This is a genomic window from Onishia taeanensis, from assembly GCF_013349955.1.
GTDB classification, from domain to species: domain Bacteria; phylum Pseudomonadota; class Gammaproteobacteria; order Pseudomonadales; family Halomonadaceae; genus Onishia; species Onishia taeanensis_B.
This window is the reverse complement of record NZ_JABVXC010000001.1, coordinates 289,771-313,115: the sequence shown is the minus strand read 5'-3', so window position 1 is coordinate 313,115 and position 23,345 is coordinate 289,771. Positions and strand designations below refer to the sequence as shown.

Sequence of the window (23,345 nt, the reverse complement as noted above, 5' to 3'; positions counted from 1 at the left end):
TCGCTTGTCCGATAATCAAGGTGGATGCATGAAAGCTGCCACGAACTGGATGCCGCTGGTAGCGGCCGTTGCCCTGGCAATGGCCGGCTGTTCCAGCGGCGGCTACTACGATGACCGGAGTGACGCCTACACGCAGGCCAAGAGCGCCGAGCCGTTGGTCCTGCCGGCCGGCAGCCAGCTCTATGAGACCCGCGAAGCGATGCCGGTGCCCAAAGCCAACCGGCCTTTCCGGAAGACGGGGGACGAATTTACCGCCCCCAGGCCTCAGCCGTCGGTTGCGGAGCGCGACTACGTCGAACGCCGCAGCATGGGGGATGCCCGCTGGCTTACGGTCAACGACCCGCCGGAAGCGGTCTGGCCGCGTGTCGTCGAGTTCGGCGAGCGCCAACGGCTGACCGTGACTGACCGCAATGACACGGCACGTCGCCTGACGACGTCCGACGGCATGATTGCCGTAAATGATGGCCTGGGCGCGACCAGTGAGGTGCGCTGCGAGCAAAACACCCGCGCCCTCGACGGTTGCCTGAATGCCCTGGCCGGCTATCTCGATGCCCGTGGCCAGACCGCCATGGCGTCGAACCTGTCTCGCCGAGAGGCCGCTGGTTCCGCGGTGGCGCGTTTGGTCGGCGGTGAGAGCAATCGAGCCTTGCTGATCGATGCCGACGCCGAGCAGGCCTGGGCGGAGCTCAGCCACTTGCTCGAGCGTGACTTCGACCAGCCGGAGCAGCAACTGCTTGACCAGGACGCCGCGGGCGGCGACTTCCAGGTCGCGTATCTGCCGTTGGCCGAGCGCCATGTGGGAATGATCGACCGGTTGCTCGGCGACCAGACGCCTCGTCGCGTGCGGCTCAGTGTAGTGCCGGCGGGAGAGCAGCAGGCGCGCCTGACAGTGACGAGTGTCGGCGAGCCGGCGCTGGACGATGACGGCGTGCGTGACCTGCTGGGCCGGCTGTCCTCGCTGTTGCGTTGATGCCGCCGGCGTCACGTGCCCTGCACTTCGCGTCGCTGGGCAGCGGAAGCAAGGGCAATGCGACCCTGGTCAGCGATGGCGAGACTCACCTGCTGATCGATTGCGGCTTCGGGCTGCGCGAAACCGAGCGGCGACTCGCCCGGCTGGGGTTGCACCCGAAGCAGCTTGCTGCGGTGCTGGTGACCCATGAACACGGCGATCATATCGGCGGCGTCGGCGCCCTGGCGCGGCGCCATGGTACGCCGGTCTATCTGACGCCGGGGACCTGGCTGTCCGGTCGCCTCAAGGAAGTGCCGCGCCATGAGTGGATCACCCCCCAGGCGACGTTGGCCATTGGTGGGATTGAGATCATGCCGGTGACCGTGCCCCATGACGCCCGGGAACCGGTACAATTCCACTTGAGCGCCCATGGTCGGCGGTTGGGTGTCGTGACCGATCTTGGCCATCCCAGCGCCCATGTGATCCAAGCCTTTGCCGGCTGCGATGCCCTGATCCTCGAGTGCAACCATGACCGGCAGATGCTGGCCGATGGGCCTTATCCGCCGCGTCTCAAGCGCCGCGTGGGTGGCGATTGGGGGCACCTGTCCAACCCCCAGGCAGCGACGCTGCTGGCAGGGGTGGGGCTCGACCGGCTGCAGCGGATCGTCTGCTCGCATTTGTCGGAACATAACAACCGCCCCGAGCTCGCGCTGGAAGCCCTGGTGCCGCTGCTCGACGGCGATGAGTCACGGCTGGTGGTCGCCGCCCAGGATCAGGGCCTGGACTGGCAGACTATCCGCTAGGCATTGCCGGGTAACCGCTTGTCGCGTTGGTTACGTCACCCGTTTACAACACCTGCTTACACGACCCTGTTACCACCTCTGTCCGTTACCTCCCCATTCGGAGACCCCTCATGGAAAAGCGTCAAGAGCTCTATGCCGGCAAGGCCAAGTCGGTCTATCACACTGACGACCCGGATCGCCTGATCCTCGAATTCCGCGACGATACCAGTGCCTTCGACGGCGAGCGGATGGAATCCCTGGCGCGCAAGGGCATGGTCAACAACAAGTTCAATGCCTTCATCATGGGCAAGCTTCAAGAAGCGGGGATTCCGACGCACTTCGACGGCCTGCTTTCGGATACCGAATGCGTGGTCAAGAAGCTCGATATGCTGCCGGTGGAGTGCGTGGTGCGTAACATCGCCGCCGGCAGCCTGTGCCGGCGCCTTGGTGTCGAGGAGGGCCAGGCGCTGACGCCTTCGACCTTCGAACTGTTCCTGAAGAACGATGCCCAGCACGACCCGATGATCAACGAGTCGCTGGCGGAGACCTTCGGCTGGGCGACGCCCGAGCAGCTCAAGGAAATGAAGGCGCTGACCTACAAGGTCAACGATGTGCTCAAGGCGCTGTTCGAAGAAGGCGGCATGCTGCTGGTCGACTACAAGCTCGAGTTTGGCGTCTTCAAGGGCCAGATCGTGCTCGGCGACGAGTTCTCACCGGACGGTTGCCGCCTGTGGGATGCCAAGACCCGCGAGAAGCTCGACAAGGACCGCTTCCGTCAGGGCCTTGGCGGTGTGATCGAGGCCTATGAGGAAGTGGGCCGTCGCATCGGTATCAGCTTCGACTGAGATGGCTAACACGCCATGCCGAACGAAGGGCCTTACGGGGCCCTTCGTCGTTTCTCTCGTCATGCCGGGATGTCTTCGTGGCTTGGGGCCGAGGGGCTGTCCATCGGCAGGTCTACGAGGGGCGCTTTGAACCCTTCCCTGGGCGCTAACGATTCCATCCCTGGAATCGAACCCCTCTACGACCTGCCCCTGGCGCCCCTCCCGGTAGCCGATGTTTACACCGCCACGATCTCGACGACATCCAGGTGCGTCTCGCCTGCCGCATTGGCCAGGGCGCGAAAGCGCACATCGACATCGCGCAGCCTTACCCCGTAGAGACGTGACTCGGCGCCCTTGCGATAGGCGGGGCGGGGGTCCTGGGCCAGTACCTGGCCGATCAGGGCGCGCAGCGAGGCGGCGTCTTCTCGTTGGGCAAGGGTCGCCTCAGCCTCCGCGGAAAAGTCCACCGGGCGCTGGGGCGGCGCGTCGGGGGCGAAACCGGCCCTGGCGTCGGGGCGCGCCTCTGCCCAAGGCAGATAAGGCTTGATGTCGAGTATCGGAGTGCCGTCGAGCAGGTCATGGCCGGAAAGCTCGAGTGCCACGCCGTTGTCGGTGTCGATGCCCTTGAGTTCGACCAGCGACAGCCCCAGACGGTTGGGGCGGTGGGTGCTGCGGCTGGCAAAGACCCCGACCTTGGCGTTGCCTCCCAGGCGCGGCGGACGCACCAGCGGTGACCAGCGCTCGGGGCTATGGTGAAAGACGAAGGTCAGCCACAGGTGACTGAAGGCCTCGAGGCCGCGCACGCTGAGCGGGTCGTCGTAGGGCGGCAGCAGCACCAGGCGAGCGCGGGCGGCCGGCGCCAGTCCTGGCTGACGAGGAATGCCGAACTTGTCCGGGTAATCGCTCTCGATGCGCCCGATGGGCGTAAGGGCGAAGGCGTCGGCGTTGGATGCAGAAGGAGGATTCATGGACGCCATTATGCCGTGCCTGTGCAGCTGGCGCACGGCGCCCTGTTTTGAGCCGAGATGAGGATTGGCGCCGACGCGAGCCTTAGGTAGGCTGGCGGCATCATTCACGGGAGACACAGCGGTGATCGATCTCGAGCAACTGGCCCGCGCCCAGCAGGCCATCGTGGCCGCCGGTGACGAGCTGTACCGCGCTGGTCAGGTACCGGCCACCGGCGGCAATTTTTCGATGCGCCTGGATGCGGCTCACATGGCGGTGACGGCGTCGGGTCGCCACAAGGGACGGCTGACACCGGCCGACGTCATGGTCACCGACTTCGCCGTCACGCCGCTTGGCAGCCCCCAGAAGCCATCGGACGAAGCGCGTCTGCATGGCCAGCTCTACCAGGACAGGCCCGAGGCCGGCGCCGTGCTGCATACCCATTCCCGAGCCGCCACCGTGCTGTCGCGCCTGATCGAGGGCGATACCCTGTGGCTCGAGGGCTTCGAACTGCAGAAGGCGATCGAGGGGGTGACACGCCACGATACGACCCTGGCGGTACCCATCGTCGATAATGACCAGGACATCGCCGCGCTGGCCGAGGTGGTGCGCGAGCGACTGCAAGGTCTCGATACTCGTGCCTACCTGATCCGCGGCCACGGCCTCTATACCTGGGCGCGGGACATGAGCGGCTGCCTGCGTCAGGTCGAGGCGCTGGATTTCCTCTTCGATTGTGAACTGATGATGCGTCGTACCCGCTGAGCGGGGCGGCCCACGATACGGCGGGTCGCGGCCTGCCCGCTCGCCTTGCCCGATGGAGTATTGCCATGAGCTTTCTCAACGTCTACCACGACCATGACCCGGACCAGCCGCTGCTGACCAGCTACGACGGTGAGCGCATCGCCACCGAGCTTGCGGCTCACGGCATTCGGTTCGAGCGCTGGGCCACCAAGGCCGACCTGGCCCCCGACGCTGACCCCGAGGTGGTGCTGACGGCCTACGCCGAGGAGATCGAGCGCCTCAAGACCGACAATGGCTTTGCCACCGCCGACGTGATCGGTTTGACGCCGGAGCACCCGGACAAGGATGCGCTACGCGCCAAGTTCCTCGATGAGCATCGCCACAGCGAAGACGAGGTGCGCTTCTTCGTGCGCGGCGAAGGCGTCTTCTACCTGCACTTGGGCGCTCGGGTCTATGCGGTGGGCTGTGCCCAGGGCGACTTGATGTCGGTGCCGGCGGGTACGCCGCACTGGTTCGATATGGGACCCGCGCCTCACTTTACCGCCATCCGCTTGTTCACCAATCCCGAGGGCTGGGTGGCGAACTTCACCGGCGAGGGCATCGCCGCACGCTTCCCGCGCTTCGAGGCCTTGCCGACCGGCGGGGGAGACGCCGCTCAGCCGGGACCGGGAGGCGCAGCATGATTCGCGCCATCGTTACCGATATCGAGGGCACCACCGGCTCGATCGCCTTCGTGCATGAGGTGCTCTTTCCCTATGCCCGCCGGCATCTTGGCGCTTTCCTGCGCCGTCACCACCAGCAGGCCAAGGTCGCCAGGCAGCTCGAGGCGACCCGCGAGGAGGCCGCTGAACCCGAAGCGGACCTCGAACGGCTGATCGCTATTCTCGAGGGCTGGATCCAAGAGGACCGCAAGGCCACGCCCCTCAAGGCCTTGCAGGGCATGGTCTGGGAGGCCGGGTATCAGGCCGGGGACTTCACCGGCCACGTCTATCCCGACGCCGCCGAGGCCCTGAAGCGCTGGCAGGAGCAGGGCTACGCCCTCTACGTCTATTCTTCGGGGTCGATACAGGCCCAGCGGCTGCTGTTTGGCCATAGCGATGTGGGAGATCTTACGCCGCTGTTCGCCGGCTACTTCGACACTACGACCGGCCCCAAGCGTGAGGCCGAGAGCTATAGGCGCATCGTCGAGGCGATCGGCCATGCGCCGCAGGAGACGCTCTTTCTGTCGGACGCCGTCGCCGAACTCGACGCCGCTCGCGCGGCCGGCCTCGCGACCTGCCAGCTGGTGCGTGAGCCGGGCATGACCACCGGCGAACATCCATTGGCAGCGCACTTCGATGAAGTCAGCCTTGATGAAGCGAGCGACGACGCGCCAGGTCTCGCCGACGCCCGTTGCCAATCAGGAGGAAGCGATGTCCGCCGCTGATAGCAGCCCCCGCGCCGGCAAGGCGCGCATCGTCTATCGCGACGCCCTGCCCGATGACGGCGCCGATCAGGCCGAGGTCTTCCACCATGCGGTGATGCAGGGCGCGGCCGAGCACTACAGCGTCGAGCAGCGCCGTGCCTGGGCTGCGGTGCTGCCTCGGGAAGGCAGTGCCTGGGTGGCCCGCCAACTGCTTCACCCGACCCTGGTGGCGGCCTGCGACGGGCGCTGCGTGGGCTTTCTGGAGATCGGGCAGGGCGGTGACGGCGAGGGGCGCATCGAAACGCTCTATGTCTGGCCGTCGCTTGCTCGCCGCGGTATCGGCAGTACCCTGCTGGTCCATGCGGAGCGCATGTTTCTGGAACAGGGACTGGCGCGGGTGCGTATCGAGGCAAGCCTGATGCTGGCGCCGCATTTGATCCAGCGCGGCTGGTGCCAAGAAGGGGAAGAGTGGGTAGAGCGTGGCGGTGAGCGACTGCCACGGGTGCGTCTGGTCAAACGGCTTGATCTGGTCGAGACCTAGACAAGCACTACGTCTTCCTCGTCGGCCTTTCAGATAAAGCCTGGGATACACGGAATACATGGCATAAATGCCCGCCCGGCGGCGCCATGAGCGCTTTCGGGCGGGGCTCGTGCTGCCCTTGGTGGGCGCTTTAACGGGTCTCGGTTTTCAGGATGCGCATCGACAGGTCGATGGACTGCACGTCCTTGGTCAGGGCGCCGCTGGAGATGCAGTCGACGCCGGTCTCGGCGATCGCTCGCAGGGTGGCGTCACTGACGTTGCCCGAGGCTTCCAGGGTGGCGCGGCCGCTGCCACGGCGTACCGCCTCGCGCAGATCATCCAACGAGAAGTTGTCGAGCATCACCACGTCGGCCGAAGCCGCCAGCGCCTGGTCGAGCTCCTCGAAGGTTTCGACTTCGACCTCGACCGGCAGGTCCTTGGCAATATCTCGAGCTTCCTTGACCGCCGCCGCAATGCCACCACAGGCGGCGATATGGTTCTCCTTGATCAGGAAGGCGTCATAGAGGCCGACCCGGTGGTTGTAACCGCCGCCGCAGGTCACCGCGTACTTCTGGGCCAGGCGCAGGCCGGGCAGGGTCTTGCGGGTATCCAGCAGGCGCACGCCGGTGTCCTCGATCAGGTCGACGTAGGCGCGAGTGCGGGTGGCGGTGCCGGAGAGCGTCTGCAGGAGATTCAGGGCGGCGCGCTCGCCGGTCAGCAGGCTGCGGGCCGGGCCCTCGAGTTCGAGCAGGGTGTCGCCGGCCGCCAGCCGGTCGCCGTCGGCATGCTGCCAGTTAAGCGTGACGCGGGAATCCAGGCGTCGGAACAGCTCGTCGACAAAGGCCACGCCGCACAGCACGGCGTCTTCGCGGGTGATGACCCGGGCGGTGGCCCACTGGCGCTCGGGAATCAGCTGGGCGGTGATGTCGCCAGGGCCGACGTCTTCTGCCAACAGCCGGGCGGCGCTGGTACGGATCTCTTCGGCGAGGGCTTCGTGATAATGCATGGCGTGCCTGGGCTCCCTGGCGTGGGCAGCACCGGCGCGGGGCAGCGGTGCCTGAAGGGTGAATCGATGCGACAATGCTTCATTATAGGGAATCCACGCCTGGTGCGTCACATGGCGCAAGCCGTGGCCAGGCCATGAGCGGAGAGAAGTCGAATGAGGCATGACGCATGAGCATCGAACAGGGCCTCTGGCCACCGGCTCGCTACAAGCCGTCACCCAACCACAATGCGCGTCCCGAAGGCGAGGTGTCGGCGCTGGTGCTGCACTCGATCAGCCTGCCGCCGGGCGTCTTCGCGGGCGATGCCATCGAGCGGCTGTTTACCAACCGCCTTGACCCTGAAGCCCATCCCTACTTTGCCCAGATTGCCGCGCTTCGCGTTTCCGCCCATCTGCTGATTCGTCGCGATGGCGAAGCCGTGCAGTTCGTGCCCTTCGAGCGACGAGCCTGGCACGCCGGTCGCTCCTGCTGGTTCGATGGCGTTTCCTGGCGTGGCGAGCTCAACGACTTCGCGATTGGCATCGAGCTTGAAGGCGATGAGCAAAGCCCTTACCGCGCCGCCCAGTACGCGACGCTGGCGCGCGTGGTCAAGGACCTGCTGGCACACTATCCCGCCCTGACTCCCGAGCGCATCACCAGCCATGCCCGCATTGCGCCGCTGCGCAAGACCGACCCTGGCCCGGCCTTCGATTGGGCCTATTTTCGCCAGTGCCTGGCGGTCGGTTCGTGAGCTGACGGTGTATGAGACACGGATAGCTGCATTCCCCTCCGCTGAGTCGCCGATAAGCGGACGTTTCAGCGGAGGGAAATGCAGCTAGGCGTGCCGCTGAGGTGAGAGCGTTGGACGGCCCGTTTGTAGCTCGGTTACAGCGTGCTGGCTTTCGGCTAGGCTTTATGGGAGTGGTACGCTAGGTCCTTGTGCTGCAATGCAATATTTTAGTTGGAAAAGCTTTCCATTTTTGCCGGAATTGGCAGGGGCTGGTCTTTGCGGTATCTTCGTGGCCTGATTCCGGGCATTGCGCGTATCATTCTGTAACGACACTACATGCCCACTATTCTGGAGACGTGATCCATAGAAGATCACGCCCGCACTGAAGAGCGCCACACGCCCCTCCCTCCTCCCGGGTGAGGGCAGACCGACACAATATCTTCATTCGGAGAGACGTCTATGAGTCTGGAGGCAAGAGAAGATTTCGATCCGACCGAAACCAAGGAATGGATGGAATCCCTGGCATCGGTCGTTGATCGGGAAGGCGAGGAGCGTGCTCAGTACTTATTGAGTCGTCTGGCTGATCGCCTGCGTCGCGATGGCCGCATTCCGCCGTTCTCTGTCAATACGCCACATCGCAACACCATTCCGGTGCATCGCGAGGCGAAGATCCCCGGTGACATGTTCATCGAGCGCAAGCTGCGCTCGGCGATTCGCTGGAATGCCATGGCGCAGGTGCTGCGCGCCAACAAGAAGCACAAGGGACTTGGCGGGCACATCGCCAGTTTTCAGTCCTGCGCGACGCTGTATGAAGTGGGCTTCAACCACTTCTTCCGCGCCGACGATGGCGAACACAAGGGCGATCTGATCTATATCCAGGGCCACGTGACCCCGGGTATCTATGCGCGTTCCTTCATGGAAGGCCGGCTTACCGAAGAGCAGATGGACAGCTTCCGTCAGGAAGCCGAGGGTGGCGGTCTGCCGTCTTATCCTCACCCCTATCTGATGCCGGATTACTGGCAGTTCCCGACCGTTTCCATGGGACTGGGGCCGATCCAGGCGATCTACCAGGCCCACGTCATGAAGTACCTGGACTCCCGTGAACTGACCGACATGCGCGACCGCAAGGTCTGGGCATTCCTCGGCGACGGCGAGTGTGACGAGCCGGAATCCCTGGGTGCCCTGCACCTGGCGAGCCGAGAGAATCTCGACAACCTGATCTTCGTGATCAACTGCAACCTGCAGCGCCTCGACGGCCCGGTACGCGGTAACTCGCGGATCATGGACGAACTCGAAGGCGTCTTCCGCGGTGCCGGTTGGAACGTCATCAAGGTGGTCTGGGGCGGTCAGTGGGACCCGCTGTTCGAACGCGACAAGCACGACATGCTGCAAAAGCGCATGGACGAGGCGGTCGACGGCGAATACCAGAACTACAAGGCCAACGGCGGCGCCTATACCCGCGAGCACTTCTTCGGCAAGTACCCGGAGACGGCCAAGCTGGTCGAGGACTACTCCGACGACGATATCTTCCGTCTCAACCGGGGTGGTCACGACCCGCAGAAGGTCTACGCGGCCTACCACGAGGCGGTCAACAACGCCGACGGTCGTCCGACCGTGGTGCTGGCGCACACCGTCAAGGGCTATGGCATGGGCGGCGGCAGCGGTGAAGCCGACATGGAAGCCCACCAGATCAAGTCCATGGAACACGAGGCGCTGAAGAAATTCCGCGATCGTTTCGGGGTGCCGATCACCGACAAGCAGCTCGAGAACGGCGAGGTTCCGTATTATCGTCCGGATGAAGACAGCCCGGAGATGAAGTACCTGTTCCTGCAGCGCGAGAAGCTGGGTGGTTTCCTGCCCAAGCGCCGCACCGAGTACGAAGCCCTCGAGATTCCCGGCCTCGACGACAAGATGTTCGCCTCCCAGACCAAGGGCTCTGGCGGCCGTGAAGTGTCGACCACCATGTCGTTCGTGCGAGTGCTCAATGGCCTGGTCAAGCACAAGCAGCTGGGCTCTCGCGTGGTGCCGATCATCCCCGATGAGGCACGCACCTTCGGCATGGAAGGCATGTTCCGCCAGTTGGGCATCTATGCCTCGGGCGGTCAGAAGTACGATCCGGTCGATGCCGGCCAGATCATGTACTACCGCGAGGACAAGAAAGGTCAGATCCTCGAGGAAGGTATCACCGAGGCCGGTTCCATGGCCGCCTGGATCGCGGCGGCAACCGCCTACGCCAACCATGACATGACGCTGATTCCGTTCTACGTCTACTACTCTATGTTCGGCTATCAGCGTGTCGGCGACCTGGTCTGGGCAGCCGGCGACCAGCAGGCTCGCGGCTTCATGATCGGCGGCACCGCCGGTCGCACCACCATCAACGGTGAGGGTCTGCAGCACCAGGACGGCCACAGCCATATCCTGATGTCGACCGTGCCGACCTGCCGCTCCTACGACCCCTGCTATGGCCACGAAGTCGCGGTCATCTTGCAGGACGGCATGAAGCGGATGTACCAGGACCGTGAGAACTGCTTCTACTACATCACGGTGATGAACGAGAACTATGCACATCCCGAGATGCCGAAGGGCAGCGAAGAGGGCATCGTGCGTGGCATGTATCTGCTGCAGGAAGGCAAGGCCAGCAGCAAGAAGGCGCCGCGCGTTCAACTGATGGGCAGCGGCACCATCCTGCGCGAGGTCGAGGCCGCCGCCGAGATGCTGGCCGACGAGCATGGTGTCGTCGCTGACGTCTGGAGCGTGACCAGCTTCAACGAACTGCGTCGCGAAGCGCTCGACTATGATCGCCACCAGTTCCTCGAGCCGGACGACAAGCGCGAAAAGCCCTGGATCACTCAGCAGCTGGAAGGTTGCGAAGGGCCGGTGATCGCGTCGACCGACTACATGAAGCTTTACGCCGATCAGGTCCGTGCCTGGGTGCCCAGCGACTTCCATGTCCTGGGGACCGACGGTTACGGGCGCTCGGATACCCGCGAGCAACTGCGTCGCTTCTTCGAGGTGGACCGTTATTACGTCACCGTGGCCGCACTGCGCGCGCTGTCCGAGCGTGGTGAGATCGACCGCAAGGTCGTTGCGGATGCCATGAAGAAGTATGGCATCGATCCGACAAAGCCGAATCCGGTGGATTCCTGAGACGCAGGTAAGGGTTGATCAGATGAAGGGCGAGCAACGACGGCCAGGCAGCATTTCCGCTCGTTGGCTCGCCCGCCTGAGCCATTTTACGCCTGCGGCGAGCATGATTAGGAAAGGAGCGCGACCTTGAGTAGCGAAATCATCAAAGTCCCCGATATCGGTGGCAGCACCGATGTCGAAATCATCGAGATCGCGGTGTCGGTAGGCGATGTAATCGCCGCTGAGGACACCATGATCACTCTCGAGTCCGATAAGGCCAGCATGGATGTCCCGGCGCCCAAGGGCGGTAAGGTCGTCAAGGTGCTGGTCAAGGAAGGCGATACCGTCTCCGAAGGCGACGACATCCTCGAGCTCGAAGCCGAGGGCGGTGGCGACGCCGACCAGGGCGAGGCATCCGCCGAAGCGTCCTCCAAGGCTGAGGACGAGCCGGCCGAGAAAGCCGAGCAGAAGCAAAGCGGCGGCCAGGCGGCGAAGAAATCTTCCGGCGGCGGCAAGCGTACCGTCGAGATCAAGGTGCCGGACATCGGCGGCAGCGAAAACGTGCCGATCATCGAGCTGGCCGTGGCCGAGGGCGACGAGGTCAGCGAGGAAGATGCGCTGATCACGCTGGAGTCCGATAAGGCCTCGATGGACGTGCCGAGCCCTTACAGTGGCAAGCTGGTCTCATTGGCGGTCAAGGAAGGCGACACCGTCTCCGAAGGCGACGTGATCGGCACCATGGAAATCGCTGGTGACGATGGCGACGCCGAAGAAGACGCGTCCAGCGAGCCGGCCTCTGCCTCTGAAGAGAGCGCCGAGCAGTCGAGCGCGGACGAAGAGCCGGAAGCCGCCGAGGAAGGCGAGTCTCAGCGCAAGGAGATTCGCGTTCCCGATATCGGTGGCAGCGAGGACGTGCCGATCATCGAGGTCTCTGTCGCTGAAGGTGACGAGATCAACGAAGAAGACGCCTTGATCACCCTGGAGTCCGACAAGGCGTCGATGGACGTGCCGAGCCCCTTCAAGGGCAAGCTGGTCGAGCTTGCCGTGAAGGAAGGTGACACCGTCTCCGAAGGCGATCTGATCGGCTATATCGAGGTGGTTGGTGCCAAGCCTGCTGCCAAGAAGTCGTCAGCGCCCAAGCAGGAGGCGTCGGCTCCGGCAAAAGAGCCCGCAGCAGCCAAGCAGGACGCGGCGCCCTCCAAGTCGCAGAGTGCTCCCCAAGCGGCAGAGCCGGTAAGCGACGGCAAGAGTGTGCACGCTGGACCCGCAGTGCGCATGCTGGCCCGCGAGCTGGGCGTTGACCTGACCCAGGTCAAGGCCACCGGTCCCAAGGGCCGGGTGCTGAAGGAAGACGTGCACGGCTTCGTCAAGCAGGTGATGAGCCAATCCCAGGGCAAGGCGGCTCCCGCTGCGGCACCGGCGGCAGCCGGCGGCGCAGGCATTCCGCCGATCCCGGATCAGGACTTCAGCCAGTTCGGCGAGGTGGAAGAGAAGCCGATGGGTCGCCTGATGAAGATGGGCGCCACCAACCTGCATCGCAGCTGGCTCAACGTGCCGCACGTGACCCAGTTCGACGAGGCTGACATCACCGAGCTCGAGGCCTTCCGCAAGTCGATGAAGGCTGAGGCCGAGGCGCAGGGTGCCAAGCTGACCCCGCTGCCCTTCATGATCAAGGCCTGCGCCTTTGCGCTGAAGAAGTTCCCGCAGTTCAACGTCAGCCTGAAAAGCGACGGCGAGACCCTGGTGCACAAGAAGTATGTGCACATCGGCGTGGCCGTGGATACACCGGACGGCCTGATGGTGCCGGTGATTCGCAACGCCGACCAGAAGTCGCTGATCGAGCTGGCGAAGGAGTCCGTGGAACTGGCCAAGAAGGCCCAGACCAAGAAGCTCAAGCGCGACGAGATGACCGGTGGTTGCTTCACCATCTCGAGCCTGGGGTCGATTGGTGGCACCGCCTTCACGCCGATCGTCAACGCGCCGGAAGTCGCCATCCTCGGCGTTTCCAAGTCGCAGACGAAGCCGGTATGGGACGGCAACGCCTTCCAGCCGCGTCTGATGATGCCGCTGTCGCTGTCCTACGATCACCGTGCGGTCAACGGTGCCGATGCGGCGCGCTTCACGGCCTTCCTGGCTCAGGCGCTGACTGACATCCGCCGGATGCTGCTGTGATCCGGTCTTGATGCTGCCGGCGTTTGCCGGCTACCGAAACGGCGCCTACGGGCGCCGTTTTTTTATGCTGTGACAGGCAGCGTCTTGGGCAACCCCGACCAAAGTGCTATTGGGAAAGTTGAGGCCTGGCGGTGAGGATGAACTTGGTCAGCATTAGGACGGCCCTGATCCGGCGTTGCTTGTTTCACGAGCTTGGCCCCGGTATTGTCTGCGGTCATCACAATTTAACCTTCACTCTATAACGCGAAGTCATTCAAGGAGTCATTCTGATGCGTTTGATCCTGTTGGGCGCCCCCGGGGCCGGCAAGGGCACCCAGGCCCAGTTCATCTGCGAGCGCTTCGGCATTCCGCAGATCTCTACCGGCGACATGCTGCGCGCCGCCGTCAAGGAAGGCAGCGAGCTGGGCATCAAGGTCAAGGAAATCATGACCACCGGTGGCCTGGTGTCCGACGACATCATCATCGCCCTGGTCAAGGAGCGTATCAGCCAGCCCGACTGCGCCAACGGCTTCCTGTTCGACGGCTTTCCGCGCACCCTGCCGCAGGCCGATGCCATGAAAGACGCCGGCGTGAAGATCGATCACGTGCTGGAAATCGCCGTCGACGACGAGGAAATCGTCAAGCGCCTGGCGGGTCGTCGTGTGCACCCGGGCTCTGGTCGGGTCTATCACGTCGAATACAATCCGCCCAAGGAAATCGGCAAGGATGACGTCACCGGCGAAGCGCTGATCCAGCGTGAGGATGACCAGGAGTCCACAGTGCGCAACCGTCTGTCGGTCTATCACGACCAGACCGCGCCGCTGGTGGATTATTACCAGCAGTGGGCCAAGGAGGACGCCGACGTCGCCCCGGCCTACCACCGAGTCGAGGGCGTGGGCAGCGTCGACGACATCACCCGTCAGGTGATCGATGCGCTTGAAGGCTGATCGTCTTTCGCTGCTTCCCCCGAGGGCTCGCCATGGCGGGCCCTCGGCCGTTTGGGTGGCCGTTAGCTAAGCGCGGCCCGAGCACTACCCCTTATCTTTCCTCGCCCTCACGCCGCGGCGTATAATGCCGCCCACATCTCCTGACCCCGATACCGCTATGCCGACCCTGCTGGCCCTGGATGCCTCCTCGAGCGCCTGTTCTGCGGCGCTGCTTCGCCGCCGCGACGGACATGACGACCAATTGCTGACTCGCTTCGTGCAGGCGCCCCGCGAACACACGCGCCGGCTGATGCCGATGATCGACGAGCTGCTCGACGAGGCCGGTCTGACCCTCGCCGATGTGGATGCCCTGGCCTATGGGCGCGGCCCCGGCTCCTTCACCGGCCTGCGCATCGCCGCAGGCGTCGCTCAGGGGTTGGCCTTCGGCCTCGAGATCCCATTGATCGGCGTCTCTACCCTGGAAGCGCTGGCGCTGGCCGGCCACCGTCGGCTTCACCTGCGTCATGTACTGCCGGTCATCGACGCCCGCATGGGCGAGCTCTACACCGCCGCCTATCGCTGCCATGCCGGTCAACTGACCCGGCTCGCCGACGAAGCTCTGCTATCGCCCGAGCGACTGACGTTGCCCGTGGGTCACGAGGAGGCCGACTGGGTCGGAGTAGGATCGGGATGGGAGCAATGGGAGACGCTGCCAGTGACGGTGCAGGCCGGCGTTAGCCAGCATCTGCCCGACATGCAGCCGGCGGCCGAGGAGATGGTACTGCTGGCGGCTCAGACCCTGGAGGCGGGCGGCGGCGAGGCCCCGCATCTTGCCCAGCCGGTCTACTTGCGCGATCAGGTGGCCTGGCAGAAGAGCCGGTGAGCGGGGAAAGGCCGGCAGAAGTGGAGCAGGAACCCTCGGTAGTCATCTGCGGCGACGGCCTTGCCGGGCTTGCCGCACGCCTGGGTTTGCCGCTGGCAGCCGCGCCTGGGCCTCGGCTGACGCTCATGCAGCTCGATGGCCAGCTGGTGCTGGCCGGCGACGAGCGATTGTACGGCAAGCCGCTGGCCGCCGACTTCGTGGCCGGCAAGGCCGCTCATCGCCGCCGCTTTGGCGGTGGGCGCGGCCAGCTCATCGCCAAGGCCTGCGGTTTGGGAACAGGCAAGGGCCAGGCTGCGATCCCGCCTAGCATCGTCGATGCCACGGCGGGGCTTGGCCGCGACGCCTTCGTGCTGGCAAGCCTTGGCGCCGAGGTGCTGATGCTCGAACGAGTGCCGGCGATCTATGCGCTGCTGGAAGACGCTCTGACGCGGGCCCGGCACGATGCAGAGACCGCGCCCATCGCCGCCCGGCTGTTGCTCGACCGTGTCGATGCCAGCCGGGACCTCGCCGAGGCCATCGCCGCGACCCGCCACGCGCCCCAGGTGATCCATCTGGATCCGATGTTTCCCCACCGCGACAAGTCGGCGCTGGTGAAAAAGGAGATGCGGCTCTTTCGTGAGCTGGCCGGCGATGATGAGGATGCGCCAAGGCTGCTCGAAGCCGCCCTGGACGTCGCCAGCCACCGGGTGGTGGTCAAGCGCCCGCGCAAGGCGCCGCCGATCGACGGCCCCGCTCCGCATCATGTCCTCGAGGGCAAGACCAGCCGCTACGATCTATATGTGCGCCGCTCGCTGCGCGATATCTAGCCCTAGCCGCTTGCTAGGCATCCAAGTCCCTTTCAAGCGTTTGGTTGATGGGCGTCTAGGCATCATCTTGCGGCGGCTTCGCCGTACTTGCCTCGGCCGGGGTTGAGGACGAAGCGGCGCTAGTCGGCGCGGCAAGCTGCTGCAGGCGGTGGCGCAATGCCGGGTCGAAGAGGGTGTGGATATGCCCTGCGGTCGCCGTCAGTTTGGCGCCATAGCAGAGCCGCTGGTCTTCGTCCTGCCATGTCCAGCCGTCGGCTTCCAGACTCGTGACCAGCCCGGCGAACAGCCGCCGATCAAAGAACTCAGGTGCGTCCAGTCCCGACAGCAGCGCCAGGCGTTCGGCCAGCAGTCCGCTCTGCTTGGCGAGCTGTTCCCGGGTCAGACTGCCGCTCGGCAGGCGCAGCAGGCTCGCCAGCAGCAGATAGCCCCGCTCCAGCGAGGGCTGGATCAGCCGCCCCAGCAGGTGCAGCTGTTCGCGGCCCGCATGCCCCGCCGAGGGGCGCTGCCAGCGTGGCACGCGGGTCTGCTCAGCTCCCGTCGGTGTGTCACGTTCGAGTAGTCCCTCGTGGGTCAACTGGTCCAGCGTGGCGCCTATCGCCGCGGACAGGTCATTGGGCGGGGTGATATGCAGCTCACGCACCAGTACCGGCCAGCTCGGTGCCAGCAGGCCATGCAGTTGCTCCTCATTGAAGCGGGCGTTGTTGCGAAAGGCGAAGGCCACCAGGCTTGCCAGTGCGAAATGATGCAGCACATTGTTGCGATACCAGCTCAATAGGCTCGTCTGCTCGGGGCTTGCCAGCACCAGTTCGCCAAGCACCTGATTACGTCGTTCGATGAAGCCCAGCGACTCGGTGTGGAGAATCCACTCCGCGGGTGAGCCAGTGAGTGCTTGGGCGGGATTCGAACTGTTGAGGCCATCGGTTCCCGTTGACCTCTTGGCCAAGTCGACCAGAAGCTCGAGCTGGCGCTGTAGCAGGTCCCGTTCGATGGCCCGGTGCGGGGTGGCCAATAGCACCAGAGCGATCAGGTTCACTGCATTGAGGGGCACGGCGGCGTTGATGCGTCGCGCCAGTTCTTCGCCCAGTCGCGGTACCGCGCGCTGCTGCCAGTCCTCGTTGCTGGCATGGCGCCATTCGGGCGTTTCGGCATCGAGAAAGGAGCTCAGCGGCAGCGGTGTGCCGATGGTCACGCTGACCCGGCCGAAGGGTTGTCGCAGTCGGCCAAGCACGCGAAATAGCTCAAGCGGTGTCTCCCGTCGCTTGGGTTTGCCGGCAAGCTCGGCCCGATAGCTGTCGCTCTCGATGACGCGCTCGTAGCCAATCGCCACCGGGATAAACGCCAGTTTCCCGGAGTGTCCGCGAGTTCTTACTCCCCAGGCATGGGAGCGCAGCGTCATCGCCAGCATGCCCGGGCGCGGGTCGAGCAGACGCCCGCTGCGCGAGCGCCCGCCTTCGATGAAGTACTCGAGAGGATGACCGCGGGATAGCAGACGCGCCAGGTACTCCTGGAAGACCGCCCGGTAGAGACGATTGCCCTTGAAACTACGGCGCAGGAAAAAAGCACCACCGCGTCGCAGCAGCGGGCCAACGACCGGCATGTTGAGATTGCGACCGGCGGCGATATGCGGCGGCATCAGTCCCTCATGGAAGAGCACGTAGGACAGCAGCAGGTAGTCGACATGGCTGCGGTGGCAGGGTACATAGACCAGGGTATGGTCACCGGCCAGTGCCTTGACCGATTCGATACCCGCTACGTCGACGCCGTCGTAGAGCCGTGTCCATAGTCGTTCGAGCAGGCCATCGAGCAGTCTCAGTACCGGATAGGTCATGTTGGAGGCGATCTCGCGGCCGTAGCGGCGGGCTCGCGCCTTCACACGGGGCGCTTGCCGACCTTCGGACTGAGCGGTCTCGGCGATGGCCTGGCGCACCGTCGGGCTTGCCACCACGCCGTCAATCAGGGTGCGCCGATGGGACAGGTCGGGTCCCAGCACCCGGGTGCGCTGGCGCCGGAAGTGCACTCTCAATAGCCTTGCCACTTTGCGGTTGGTGAGGGCATCGGGGCGTCTTTCGATCAGCGTGCGTAGCGATAGCGGCGCTCCGAAGTGCACCTCGACGCTGCGCCCGTGTATCAGCACCGCCAGGGCACGCCTGAGACGGCCGGTCAGCCCCCAGTCATCGGCGGTGAGCAGCGACCAGAACCCGAAGCGCTTGCCCGGCGCGCGTCCCCAGAAGACACTGACCGGTAGCAGCTCGAGATCCTGTTCGGGATGGTCATGCAGCCACTCGAGATAACCAAGGAAGGGCGCCTGAGCCTTTCGGCGCCGTCCCGGCAGGGACACGCAGCGTGATGGCGCCGGGTGCTGTTCGTCCAAGGGTGGATTCGGTGCGGGCAGCTTGCTTCGCGCACACAGGGTCTCGAGCAGCAAGCGATCCGAGAGTGCCGGATGAGGCAGTACATAGATCGTCGTGGCCGTCGCTGACAGACCGAGCGATGCCGGGTCAGGTTCGGTCAGACGCACCTCGACCCAGACACGAATAAGGGCCCGAATGGGGCGACGCAGCAGGCTGGCAAGGGCTGATATCCAGGGCATTCCCTTACCTTATGCAATATGAGAGGACCTAGTATAGCGCCGGTGGCACCGATCTGAGCGTCCGTATCGCCTCAGGGCCGTCCCGCTTGCAGTCGGTACGCAGGGGCGTGACAGGGGCGCAAAGCGGTGGACAAATAAGCGAGGCCCTCGAGCACGACCCCCGCTGGCTGACCGCTAAGCAAGCACAGGTGTGACACGACACAGGCGACAAGGATGCAAGCATGCAAGGCAACTGGCGCGACGGCAATCGCTTCACGCTGCTGGCAGAGGCCCAGCAGTTTCTTCCCGAGATGTTCAAGGCCATCGAATCGGCTCGGAAGTCGGTGATCCTCGAGCTCTACCTGATGGAGTCAGGCGAGCTCTCCCATTCCTTGATCGAGCTGCTGGGAGAGGCCGTGGAGCGCGGTGTGACGGTGCTGCTGCTGCTCGACGACTACGGTGCCATGGGGCTCGAGACCGCCGATCGTGAGCGACTCGCCGAACGCGGCGTGGCGATACGTTACTTCAACCCTCTCGCCTGGCAATCGCTTACCCGCAACCTGACCCGTGATCATCGCAAGCTGTTGGTGATCGACGGCGAGGTAGCCTTTACCGGGGGCTTCGGAGCGGTAGATGCCTTCCTCGGCGCCTGGTACGAAGTGGCTGTGCGTATTGAAGGCCCCGTGGTCGCCGACTGGGTACGGCTTTTCTCGAAGCTGTGGGATTCGTCGATGAGTCGCGGTGAGGGAGACGCTGCCCTGGTACGAGGGTTGCGCGTGGCACCGCAGGAAGACCGCCGAATGAGCGGTATGCTGGGACGGGTGGTGTGGGGGCAGGGCTATCGCTATCAGGCCATTCGCCGCTCACTGCAGGCACAGTTGGAGTCGGCGCAGGATAGGGTCTGGATCTGCACGCCCTATTTCGTGCCTACCCTGAGCCTGCGTAACCGACTGGTACGGGCGGCGCGTCGGGGGGTGGACGTGCGCCTGCTGCTACCGGGAGTGGATCATGATCACCCCGGCGTGCGTTATGCCGGCCAGCGTTTCTATGGCCGTATGCTGCGTGCCGGGGTGCGCATCTTCGAGTTCCAGCCAAGCTTCATCCATGCCAAGTTTTCGCTGGCGGACAACTGGAGCGCGATCGGTTCCTGTAATTTCGATCACTGGAACCTGCAGTGGAATCTGGAGGCCAATCAGGAAGTGCGCGACGTCCGTTTTGCCGGCGAGGTGCAGGCGCTTTTCGAGCGCAACTTTCGGGCAAGCCAGGAGGTCGATCCACAGCGCTGGGCAGGCCGCCCGAGGCTGCAGCGGCTGCGCGAATGGCTTTGGGGCCTGGTGGATTCGCTACTTACCCGGCTGCGCTGAGCCGCGTTGCCTACCTACTAGCGCCGGCGCCCCTTGCCGCTCTTGCCGGCCGGCTTCTTCTTGCGTGGGGTCGGCTTGGCGGTTTCTGGTGGTACTCGATAGTTGAGGTAGAGGTCCAGCACCAGCTCAGGCAGTTGGCGTACCAGCGACTCGAGACGGGCCTCGTCGCCGGCAAGTTCCGCCATGTCTGGCTCGTCGTCGAACAGCCCCGACAGTGCCATGAAGGGCAGCAGCAGGGTGGCGGCACTCTCTTCGTCACCTTCGAACCAGGCGGCCTCGTCGAGGAAAACCGCCTCCATGAAGGCCGCGCACCAGTCGCCGACCGGCGTTTCCGCCGGCGCTATGCCGCCCAGCTCCAGGTCGAAGGGCAGCTCTGGAAGACCGCCTTGCTCCATGGTCGAGATGGCATTCGCCTTAAGGGCCTCGAAGAGCCCGAGGATTTCGTCGCGCTCGGCGCTATCCGTGAAGTCCGGTTCGCCGTGGAAGAGCTCGCCGACCCAGGTGGTGGCGGGCGTTTCCCGGGGGGCGACGGCCAGGGCCACCAGGAAGCCGTGGGCGCCAATCACATCCAGGGCATCGGCGTCGACGCGCTCGGATTCGAGGAAATCATCGAGGCGGTCGAGCGCCTCGTCGTCGATCAGGGGCGTGGGAACGGGGGTCTCGGACATCGGAAGTCTCGTCGTCGGTCTCGCCAGGGAGAATGAAGAGGCACTTTACGCGCCTGCCATGGCGCGCCATTCTAGCATCCCATGACCACCCCATCTTCTTCCGCTCCCGTCCTGCCAACGCCGGCCCTTGAGGAGCTCGAGTCGCTGAACGCCACGGCGCTGAAAGCGCGCCTTCATCGGCGGGTCGAAGATGCCTTCCAGCTTTGCCGGGAGGTCCACCCTGCCCTGCCTCGGCCAACGGTGTGGCTCGACCTGCGTGGCAAGAGTGCCGGCCAGGCGCATTTCGGCCGGGGTGGCCTGCGCTTCAATGCCCAGCTTTACGCCGAGAACCGTCAGGCGTTTCTCGTCGAGGTGGTGCCCCACGAGATGGCGCACTGGCTGGTCTGGCACCTCGATGAAGGGCCTCGGCTGCGCCCCCATGGCCATGAGTGGAAGACCGTAATGCGCCAGCTGTTCGGGCTCGCGCCCAGCACCACCCATCGCTTCGATGTGACCCGGGCGAGCCCTGCGCCTTATCGCTATGCTTGTGGCTGTCAGGAGCACTTCTTCAGCCTGCGCCGGCACCGCCGAGCCACGCAAGGCCAGGCGTATCGCTGTCGACAATGCGGCGAGACCTTGGTCTATCAATCCGCGCAGGCATCCGAGAAAACCCAGTAAGCCTTTGTTATGCAATAAGATTGGGGGTCTACCAATGTCTAAAAGGCGCGGCCGCGAGCAGGGGTATATGCTGGACTAGCTTTCCGGGTCGGCGGCGACAGGTGAACCGCGGCCGGCGACACTCCATTTCTGGCACTCTTCTGGACGAGGTTCCTCAATGACCGAACAGCCACATGTCCATCCGGTGCGCGATGATATCGCCGCCAACGCCTGGATCGATAACGCCAAATACCTGGCCATGTATCAGCAATCGGTAGACGATCCGGAAGGGTTCTGGGCCGAGCAGGCCAAACGGCTCGACTGGATCAAGGCGCCGACCCGGGCCAAGAACACGTCGTTCGCCAGAGACAATGTCGACATTCGCTGGTACGAGGATGGCACGCTCAACGTCAGTAGTAACTGCCTGGACCGTCATCTTGAGACCCGCGGCGATAAGCCGGCGATCATCTGGGAAGGCGATGACCCCAGCGAGTCCAAGACCCTGACCTACCGTGAGCTGCATGCCCGCACCTGTCAGCTGGCCAACGCCATGAAGGAGATGGGCGTGAAGAAGGGGGATGTGGTCACCCTCTACATGCCGATGATTCCCGAAGCGGCGATGGCCATGCTGGCCTGTGCGCGTCTTGGTGCCATTCACTCGGTGGTGTTCGGCGGCTTCTCCCCGGATGCCCTGGCCCAGCGCGTCATCGACGCCGAGTCGAAGCTGATCATTACCGCCGATGAGTCGGTGCGCGGTGGCAAGCAGGTGCCGCTCAAGGACAACGTCGATGCGGCCCTGACCCGCAAGGGCGCCGAAGTGGCCGAGTCGGTGCTGGTGGTCAAGCGTACCGGCGGCGACATCGACTGGCACGAGGGGCGCGACGTCTGGTTTCACGAGCGCGTCGATGGTCAGTCCACCGACTGTCCGGCAGAGGAGATGAACGCCGAAGACCCGCTGTTCATCCTCTATACCTCAGGCTCCACCGGTACGCCCAAGGGCCTGAAGCATACCACTGGCGGCTACCTGACCTACGCGGCCATGACCCATCAGTACGTCTTCGATTATCACGAGGGCGAGGTCTACTGGTGCACCGCCGATGTGGGCTGGGTGACCGGCCACAGCTATATCGTCTATGGCCCGTTGGCCAATGGCGCCATCACCCTGATGTTCGAGGGCGTGCCGAGCTACCCGACCCACGGGCGCATGGGCGAAATCGTCGACAAGCACAACGTTAGCATTCTCTATACCGCGCCTACCGCCGTGCGGGCGCTGATGGCGCACGGTGACGACGTGATGGCTTCCAGCAAGCGCGATAGCCTGCGCCTGCTTGGGTCAGTGGGCGAGCCGATCAACCCCGAGGCCTGGGAATGGTTCTACCGGGTGATCGGTAACTCCCAGTGTCCGATCGTCGACACCTGGTGGCAGACCGAGACCGGCGGCATCATGATCTCGCCGCTGCCCGGGGCCACTGACCTCAAGCCTGGCTCCGCCACGCGGCCCTTCTTCGGCGTGCGGCCGGCGCTGGTCGACAACGAAGGCCATCTGCTGGAAGGCGCGACCGATGGCAACCTGGTGATCCTCGACTCCTGGCCGGGGCAGGCGCGCTCGATTTGGGGCAATCACGAGCGCTTCGTGCAGACCTATTTCTCGACCTACGACAACATGTATTTCACCGGTGACGGCTGTCGTCGTGACGAGGACGGCTACTACTGGATCACCGGTCGTGTCGATGACGTGCTCAACGTGTCCGGGCATCGCATGGGCACCGCCGAGATCGAGTCCTCGCTGGTGGCCCACGATGCGGTGGCCGAGGCCGCAGTGGTCGGCTTCCCCCACGATATCAAGGGCCAGGGTATCTACATCTATGTGACCCTGAACGACGGCATCGACCCAAGCGATGATCTGAAGAAGGAGCTCACTCAGTGGGTGCGCAAGGACATCGGGCCGATCGCCTCGCCGGACGTGATCCAGTGGGCGCCGGGGCTGCCCAAGACCCGGTCTGGCAAGATCATGCGCCGCATCCTGCGCAAGATCGCCGCCAACGAGACCGATGGTCTGGGTGATACCTCTACGCTTGCCGATCCTTCGGTAGTCGAAGAGTTGATCGCCAATCGCGCGGCCAATTGACGTCTTCTGAACCGACGTATCAGGGAGGAGCACCGACCCGTCGTCGGAGCTTGGCAGGCGCCACTGCCTGCCAGGATCTGTGGGGTCAGGGGACACGCCAGCCCGGGGCTCTTTCCTGTCTTGTACCGGCCTTCGGGCCGGTTTTTTGTGCTGTGGCAAGTAAATGTCGACAATTCCCCGGTAAGCTTGGGAATACCCGCTACCATGGG

Annotated in this window: 20 protein-coding genes; 16 read left to right on the top strand and 4 right to left on the bottom strand. The window is 64.4% G+C overall.

The annotated features are described in order from the left end of the window. Positions 1–28: 28 nt before the first annotated feature. The 3 genes from HUS66_RS01430 (at position 29) to purC (ending at position 2,576) form a co-directional block, all read left to right on the top strand. Complete coding sequence (locus tag HUS66_RS01430; RefSeq protein WP_175069191.1) at positions 29–970, top strand: outer membrane protein assembly factor BamC; 942 nt, start codon at positions 29–31, stop codon at positions 968–970. Further along, complete coding sequence (locus HUS66_RS01425) at positions 970–1,752, top strand: MBL fold metallo-hydrolase (RefSeq protein ID WP_175069190.1); 783 nt, start codon at positions 970–972, stop codon at positions 1,750–1,752. The genes HUS66_RS01430 and HUS66_RS01425 overlap by 1 nt, the downstream gene beginning before the upstream one ends. Positions 1,753–1,862: 110 nt before the next feature. Continuing rightward, on the top strand, positions 1,863–2,576 hold the full coding sequence (gene purC, locus HUS66_RS01420; protein WP_175069189.1) for a phosphoribosylaminoimidazolesuccinocarboxamide synthase: 714 nt from the start codon (positions 1,863–1,865) through the stop codon (positions 2,574–2,576). A gap of 215 nt (positions 2,577–2,791) precedes the next feature. On the opposite strand, the gene tsaA is transcribed toward purC, so the two are convergent. Continuing rightward, on the bottom strand, positions 2,792–3,523 hold the full coding sequence (tsaA, locus tag HUS66_RS01415; RefSeq protein ID WP_175069188.1) for a tRNA (N6-threonylcarbamoyladenosine(37)-N6)-methyltransferase TrmO: 732 nt from the start codon (positions 3,521–3,523) through the stop codon (positions 2,792–2,794). 121 nt (positions 3,524–3,644) lie between these two features. Between tsaA and HUS66_RS01410 the strand changes: the two genes are divergently transcribed. The 4 genes from HUS66_RS01410 to HUS66_RS01395 all read left to right on the top strand — a co-directional run bounded on the left by HUS66_RS01410 (position 3,645) and on the right by HUS66_RS01395 (position 6,187). Continuing rightward, positions 3,645–4,262: a methylthioribulose 1-phosphate dehydratase gene (locus HUS66_RS01410; protein ID WP_282847788.1), complete on the top strand. Its 618-nt coding sequence runs from the start codon at positions 3,645–3,647 to the stop codon at positions 4,260–4,262. 65 nt (positions 4,263–4,327) lie between these two features. After that, a complete protein-coding gene (locus HUS66_RS01405; protein WP_175069187.1) occupies positions 4,328–4,924 on the top strand; it encodes a 1,2-dihydroxy-3-keto-5-methylthiopentene dioxygenase in 597 nt (198 codons plus the stop codon). Further along, a complete protein-coding gene (mtnC, locus tag HUS66_RS01400) occupies positions 4,921–5,667 on the top strand; it encodes an acireductone synthase (RefSeq protein ID WP_175069186.1) in 747 nt (248 codons plus the stop codon). Before HUS66_RS01405 ends, mtnC begins: the two co-directional genes overlap by 4 nt. Then, positions 5,654–6,187 carry a GNAT family N-acetyltransferase gene (locus HUS66_RS01395; RefSeq protein WP_175069185.1) on the top strand — a complete coding sequence of 178 codons (534 nt, stop codon included), beginning with the start codon at positions 5,654–5,656 and terminating at the stop codon, positions 6,185–6,187. Before mtnC ends, HUS66_RS01395 begins: the two co-directional genes overlap by 14 nt. Before the next feature lie 130 nt (positions 6,188–6,317). Here the strand turns inward: HUS66_RS01395 and nadC are convergent, their stop codons facing one another. Beyond that, entirely contained in the window at positions 6,318–7,172 is an 855-nt protein-coding gene (gene nadC, locus HUS66_RS01390) for a carboxylating nicotinate-nucleotide diphosphorylase (protein WP_175069184.1), read from the bottom strand. Between the two features lie 167 nt (positions 7,173–7,339). Between nadC and ampD the strand changes: the two genes are divergently transcribed. From ampD to HUS66_RS01360, 6 genes are all read left to right on the top strand, one after another. Further along, positions 7,340–7,900, top strand: coding sequence for a 1,6-anhydro-N-acetylmuramyl-L-alanine amidase AmpD (gene ampD, locus HUS66_RS01385; protein WP_175069183.1), 561 nt, complete (start codon positions 7,340–7,342; stop codon positions 7,898–7,900). 438 nt (positions 7,901–8,338) lie between these two features. Further along, positions 8,339–11,026 carry a pyruvate dehydrogenase (acetyl-transferring), homodimeric type gene (gene aceE / locus HUS66_RS01380; protein WP_175069182.1) on the top strand — a complete coding sequence of 896 codons (2,688 nt, stop codon included), beginning with the start codon at positions 8,339–8,341 and terminating at the stop codon, positions 11,024–11,026. Between the two features lie 126 nt (positions 11,027–11,152). Then, positions 11,153–13,177: a pyruvate dehydrogenase complex dihydrolipoyllysine-residue acetyltransferase gene (gene aceF, locus HUS66_RS01375; protein ID WP_175069181.1), complete on the top strand. Its 2,025-nt coding sequence runs from the start codon at positions 11,153–11,155 to the stop codon at positions 13,175–13,177. Positions 13,178–13,446: 269 nt separating this feature from the next. Next, complete coding sequence (gene adk / locus HUS66_RS01370; protein ID WP_175069180.1) at positions 13,447–14,103, top strand: adenylate kinase; 657 nt, start codon at positions 13,447–13,449, stop codon at positions 14,101–14,103. 157 nt (positions 14,104–14,260) lie between these two features. After that, positions 14,261–14,965: a tRNA (adenosine(37)-N6)-threonylcarbamoyltransferase complex dimerization subunit type 1 TsaB gene (gene tsaB / locus HUS66_RS01365; protein ID WP_175069435.1), complete on the top strand. Its 705-nt coding sequence runs from the start codon at positions 14,261–14,263 to the stop codon at positions 14,963–14,965. 80 nt (positions 14,966–15,045) lie between these two features. Beyond that, positions 15,046–15,771: a class I SAM-dependent methyltransferase gene (locus HUS66_RS01360; RefSeq protein ID WP_425340066.1), complete on the top strand. Its 726-nt coding sequence runs from the start codon at positions 15,046–15,048 to the stop codon at positions 15,769–15,771. A gap of 55 nt (positions 15,772–15,826) precedes the next feature. Here HUS66_RS01360 and plsB read toward each other — a convergent pair whose 3' ends face one another. Further along, positions 15,827–18,361 (bottom strand): glycerol-3-phosphate 1-O-acyltransferase PlsB, encoded by a 2,535-nt coding sequence (gene plsB / locus HUS66_RS01355; protein ID WP_175069178.1) that lies wholly within the window; start codon positions 18,359–18,361, stop codon positions 15,827–15,829. Positions 18,362–18,582: 221 nt separating this feature from the next. Here plsB and HUS66_RS01350 point away from each other — a divergent pair, with 221 nt between their 5' ends. Next, positions 18,583–19,704, top strand: a complete 1,122-nt coding sequence (locus HUS66_RS01350; RefSeq protein WP_175069177.1) for a phospholipase D-like domain-containing protein — start codon at positions 18,583–18,585, stop codon at positions 19,702–19,704. Positions 19,705–19,721: 17 nt separating this feature from the next. Here HUS66_RS01350 and HUS66_RS01345 read toward each other — a convergent pair whose 3' ends face one another. Next, positions 19,722–20,372, bottom strand: coding sequence for a YecA family protein (locus tag HUS66_RS01345; RefSeq protein ID WP_175069176.1), 651 nt, complete (start codon positions 20,370–20,372; stop codon positions 19,722–19,724). An 81-nt stretch (positions 20,373–20,453) separates the two neighbouring features. Here HUS66_RS01345 and HUS66_RS01340 point away from each other — a divergent pair, with 81 nt between their 5' ends. Further along, entirely contained in the window at positions 20,454–21,029 is a 576-nt protein-coding gene (locus HUS66_RS01340; protein ID WP_175069175.1) for a SprT-like domain-containing protein, read from the top strand. Positions 21,030–21,186: 157 nt separating this feature from the next. Beyond that, complete coding sequence (gene acs / locus HUS66_RS01335) at positions 21,187–23,136, top strand: acetate--CoA ligase (protein WP_175069174.1); 1,950 nt, start codon at positions 21,187–21,189, stop codon at positions 23,134–23,136. Positions 23,137–23,345: the final 209 nt, after the last annotated feature.

What these genes read in the sequence shown, in the direction of transcription:
- HUS66_RS01430 (WP_175069191.1), top strand. Translation starts at nt 29, where the DNA reads ATGAAAGCTGCCACGAACTGGATGCCGCTGGTAGCGGCCGTTGCCCTG.
- HUS66_RS01425 (WP_175069190.1), top strand. Translation starts at nt 970, where the DNA reads ATGCCGCCGGCGTCACGTGCCCTGCACTTCGCGTCGCTGGGCAGCGGA.
- purC (WP_175069189.1), top strand. Translation starts at nt 1,863, where the DNA reads ATGGAAAAGCGTCAAGAGCTCTATGCCGGCAAGGCCAAGTCGGTCTAT.
- tsaA (WP_175069188.1), bottom strand. Translation starts at nt 3,523, where the DNA reads ATGAATCCTCCTTCTGCATCCAACGCCGACGCCTTCGCCCTTACGCCC.
- HUS66_RS01405 (WP_175069187.1), top strand. Translation starts at nt 4,328, where the DNA reads ATGAGCTTTCTCAACGTCTACCACGACCATGACCCGGACCAGCCGCTG.
- mtnC (WP_175069186.1), top strand. Translation starts at nt 4,921, where the DNA reads ATGATTCGCGCCATCGTTACCGATATCGAGGGCACCACCGGCTCGATC.
- HUS66_RS01395 (WP_175069185.1), top strand. Translation starts at nt 5,654, where the DNA reads ATGTCCGCCGCTGATAGCAGCCCCCGCGCCGGCAAGGCGCGCATCGTC.
- nadC (WP_175069184.1), bottom strand. Translation starts at nt 7,172, where the DNA reads ATGCATTATCACGAAGCCCTCGCCGAAGAGATCCGTACCAGCGCCGCC.
- ampD (WP_175069183.1), top strand. Translation starts at nt 7,340, where the DNA reads ATGAGCATCGAACAGGGCCTCTGGCCACCGGCTCGCTACAAGCCGTCA.
- aceE (WP_175069182.1), top strand. Translation starts at nt 8,339, where the DNA reads ATGAGTCTGGAGGCAAGAGAAGATTTCGATCCGACCGAAACCAAGGAA.
- adk (WP_175069180.1), top strand. Translation starts at nt 13,447, where the DNA reads ATGCGTTTGATCCTGTTGGGCGCCCCCGGGGCCGGCAAGGGCACCCAG.
- tsaB (WP_175069435.1), top strand. Translation starts at nt 14,261, where the DNA reads ATGCCGACCCTGCTGGCCCTGGATGCCTCCTCGAGCGCCTGTTCTGCG.
- plsB (WP_175069178.1), bottom strand. Translation starts at nt 18,361, where the DNA reads ATGCCCTGGATATCAGCCCTTGCCAGCCTGCTGCGTCGCCCCATTCGG.
- HUS66_RS01350 (WP_175069177.1), top strand. Translation starts at nt 18,583, where the DNA reads ATGCAAGGCAACTGGCGCGACGGCAATCGCTTCACGCTGCTGGCAGAG.
- HUS66_RS01345 (WP_175069176.1), bottom strand. Translation starts at nt 20,372, where the DNA reads ATGTCCGAGACCCCCGTTCCCACGCCCCTGATCGACGACGAGGCGCTC.
- HUS66_RS01340 (WP_175069175.1), top strand. Translation starts at nt 20,454, where the DNA reads ATGACCACCCCATCTTCTTCCGCTCCCGTCCTGCCAACGCCGGCCCTT.
- acs (WP_175069174.1), top strand. Translation starts at nt 21,187, where the DNA reads ATGACCGAACAGCCACATGTCCATCCGGTGCGCGATGATATCGCCGCC.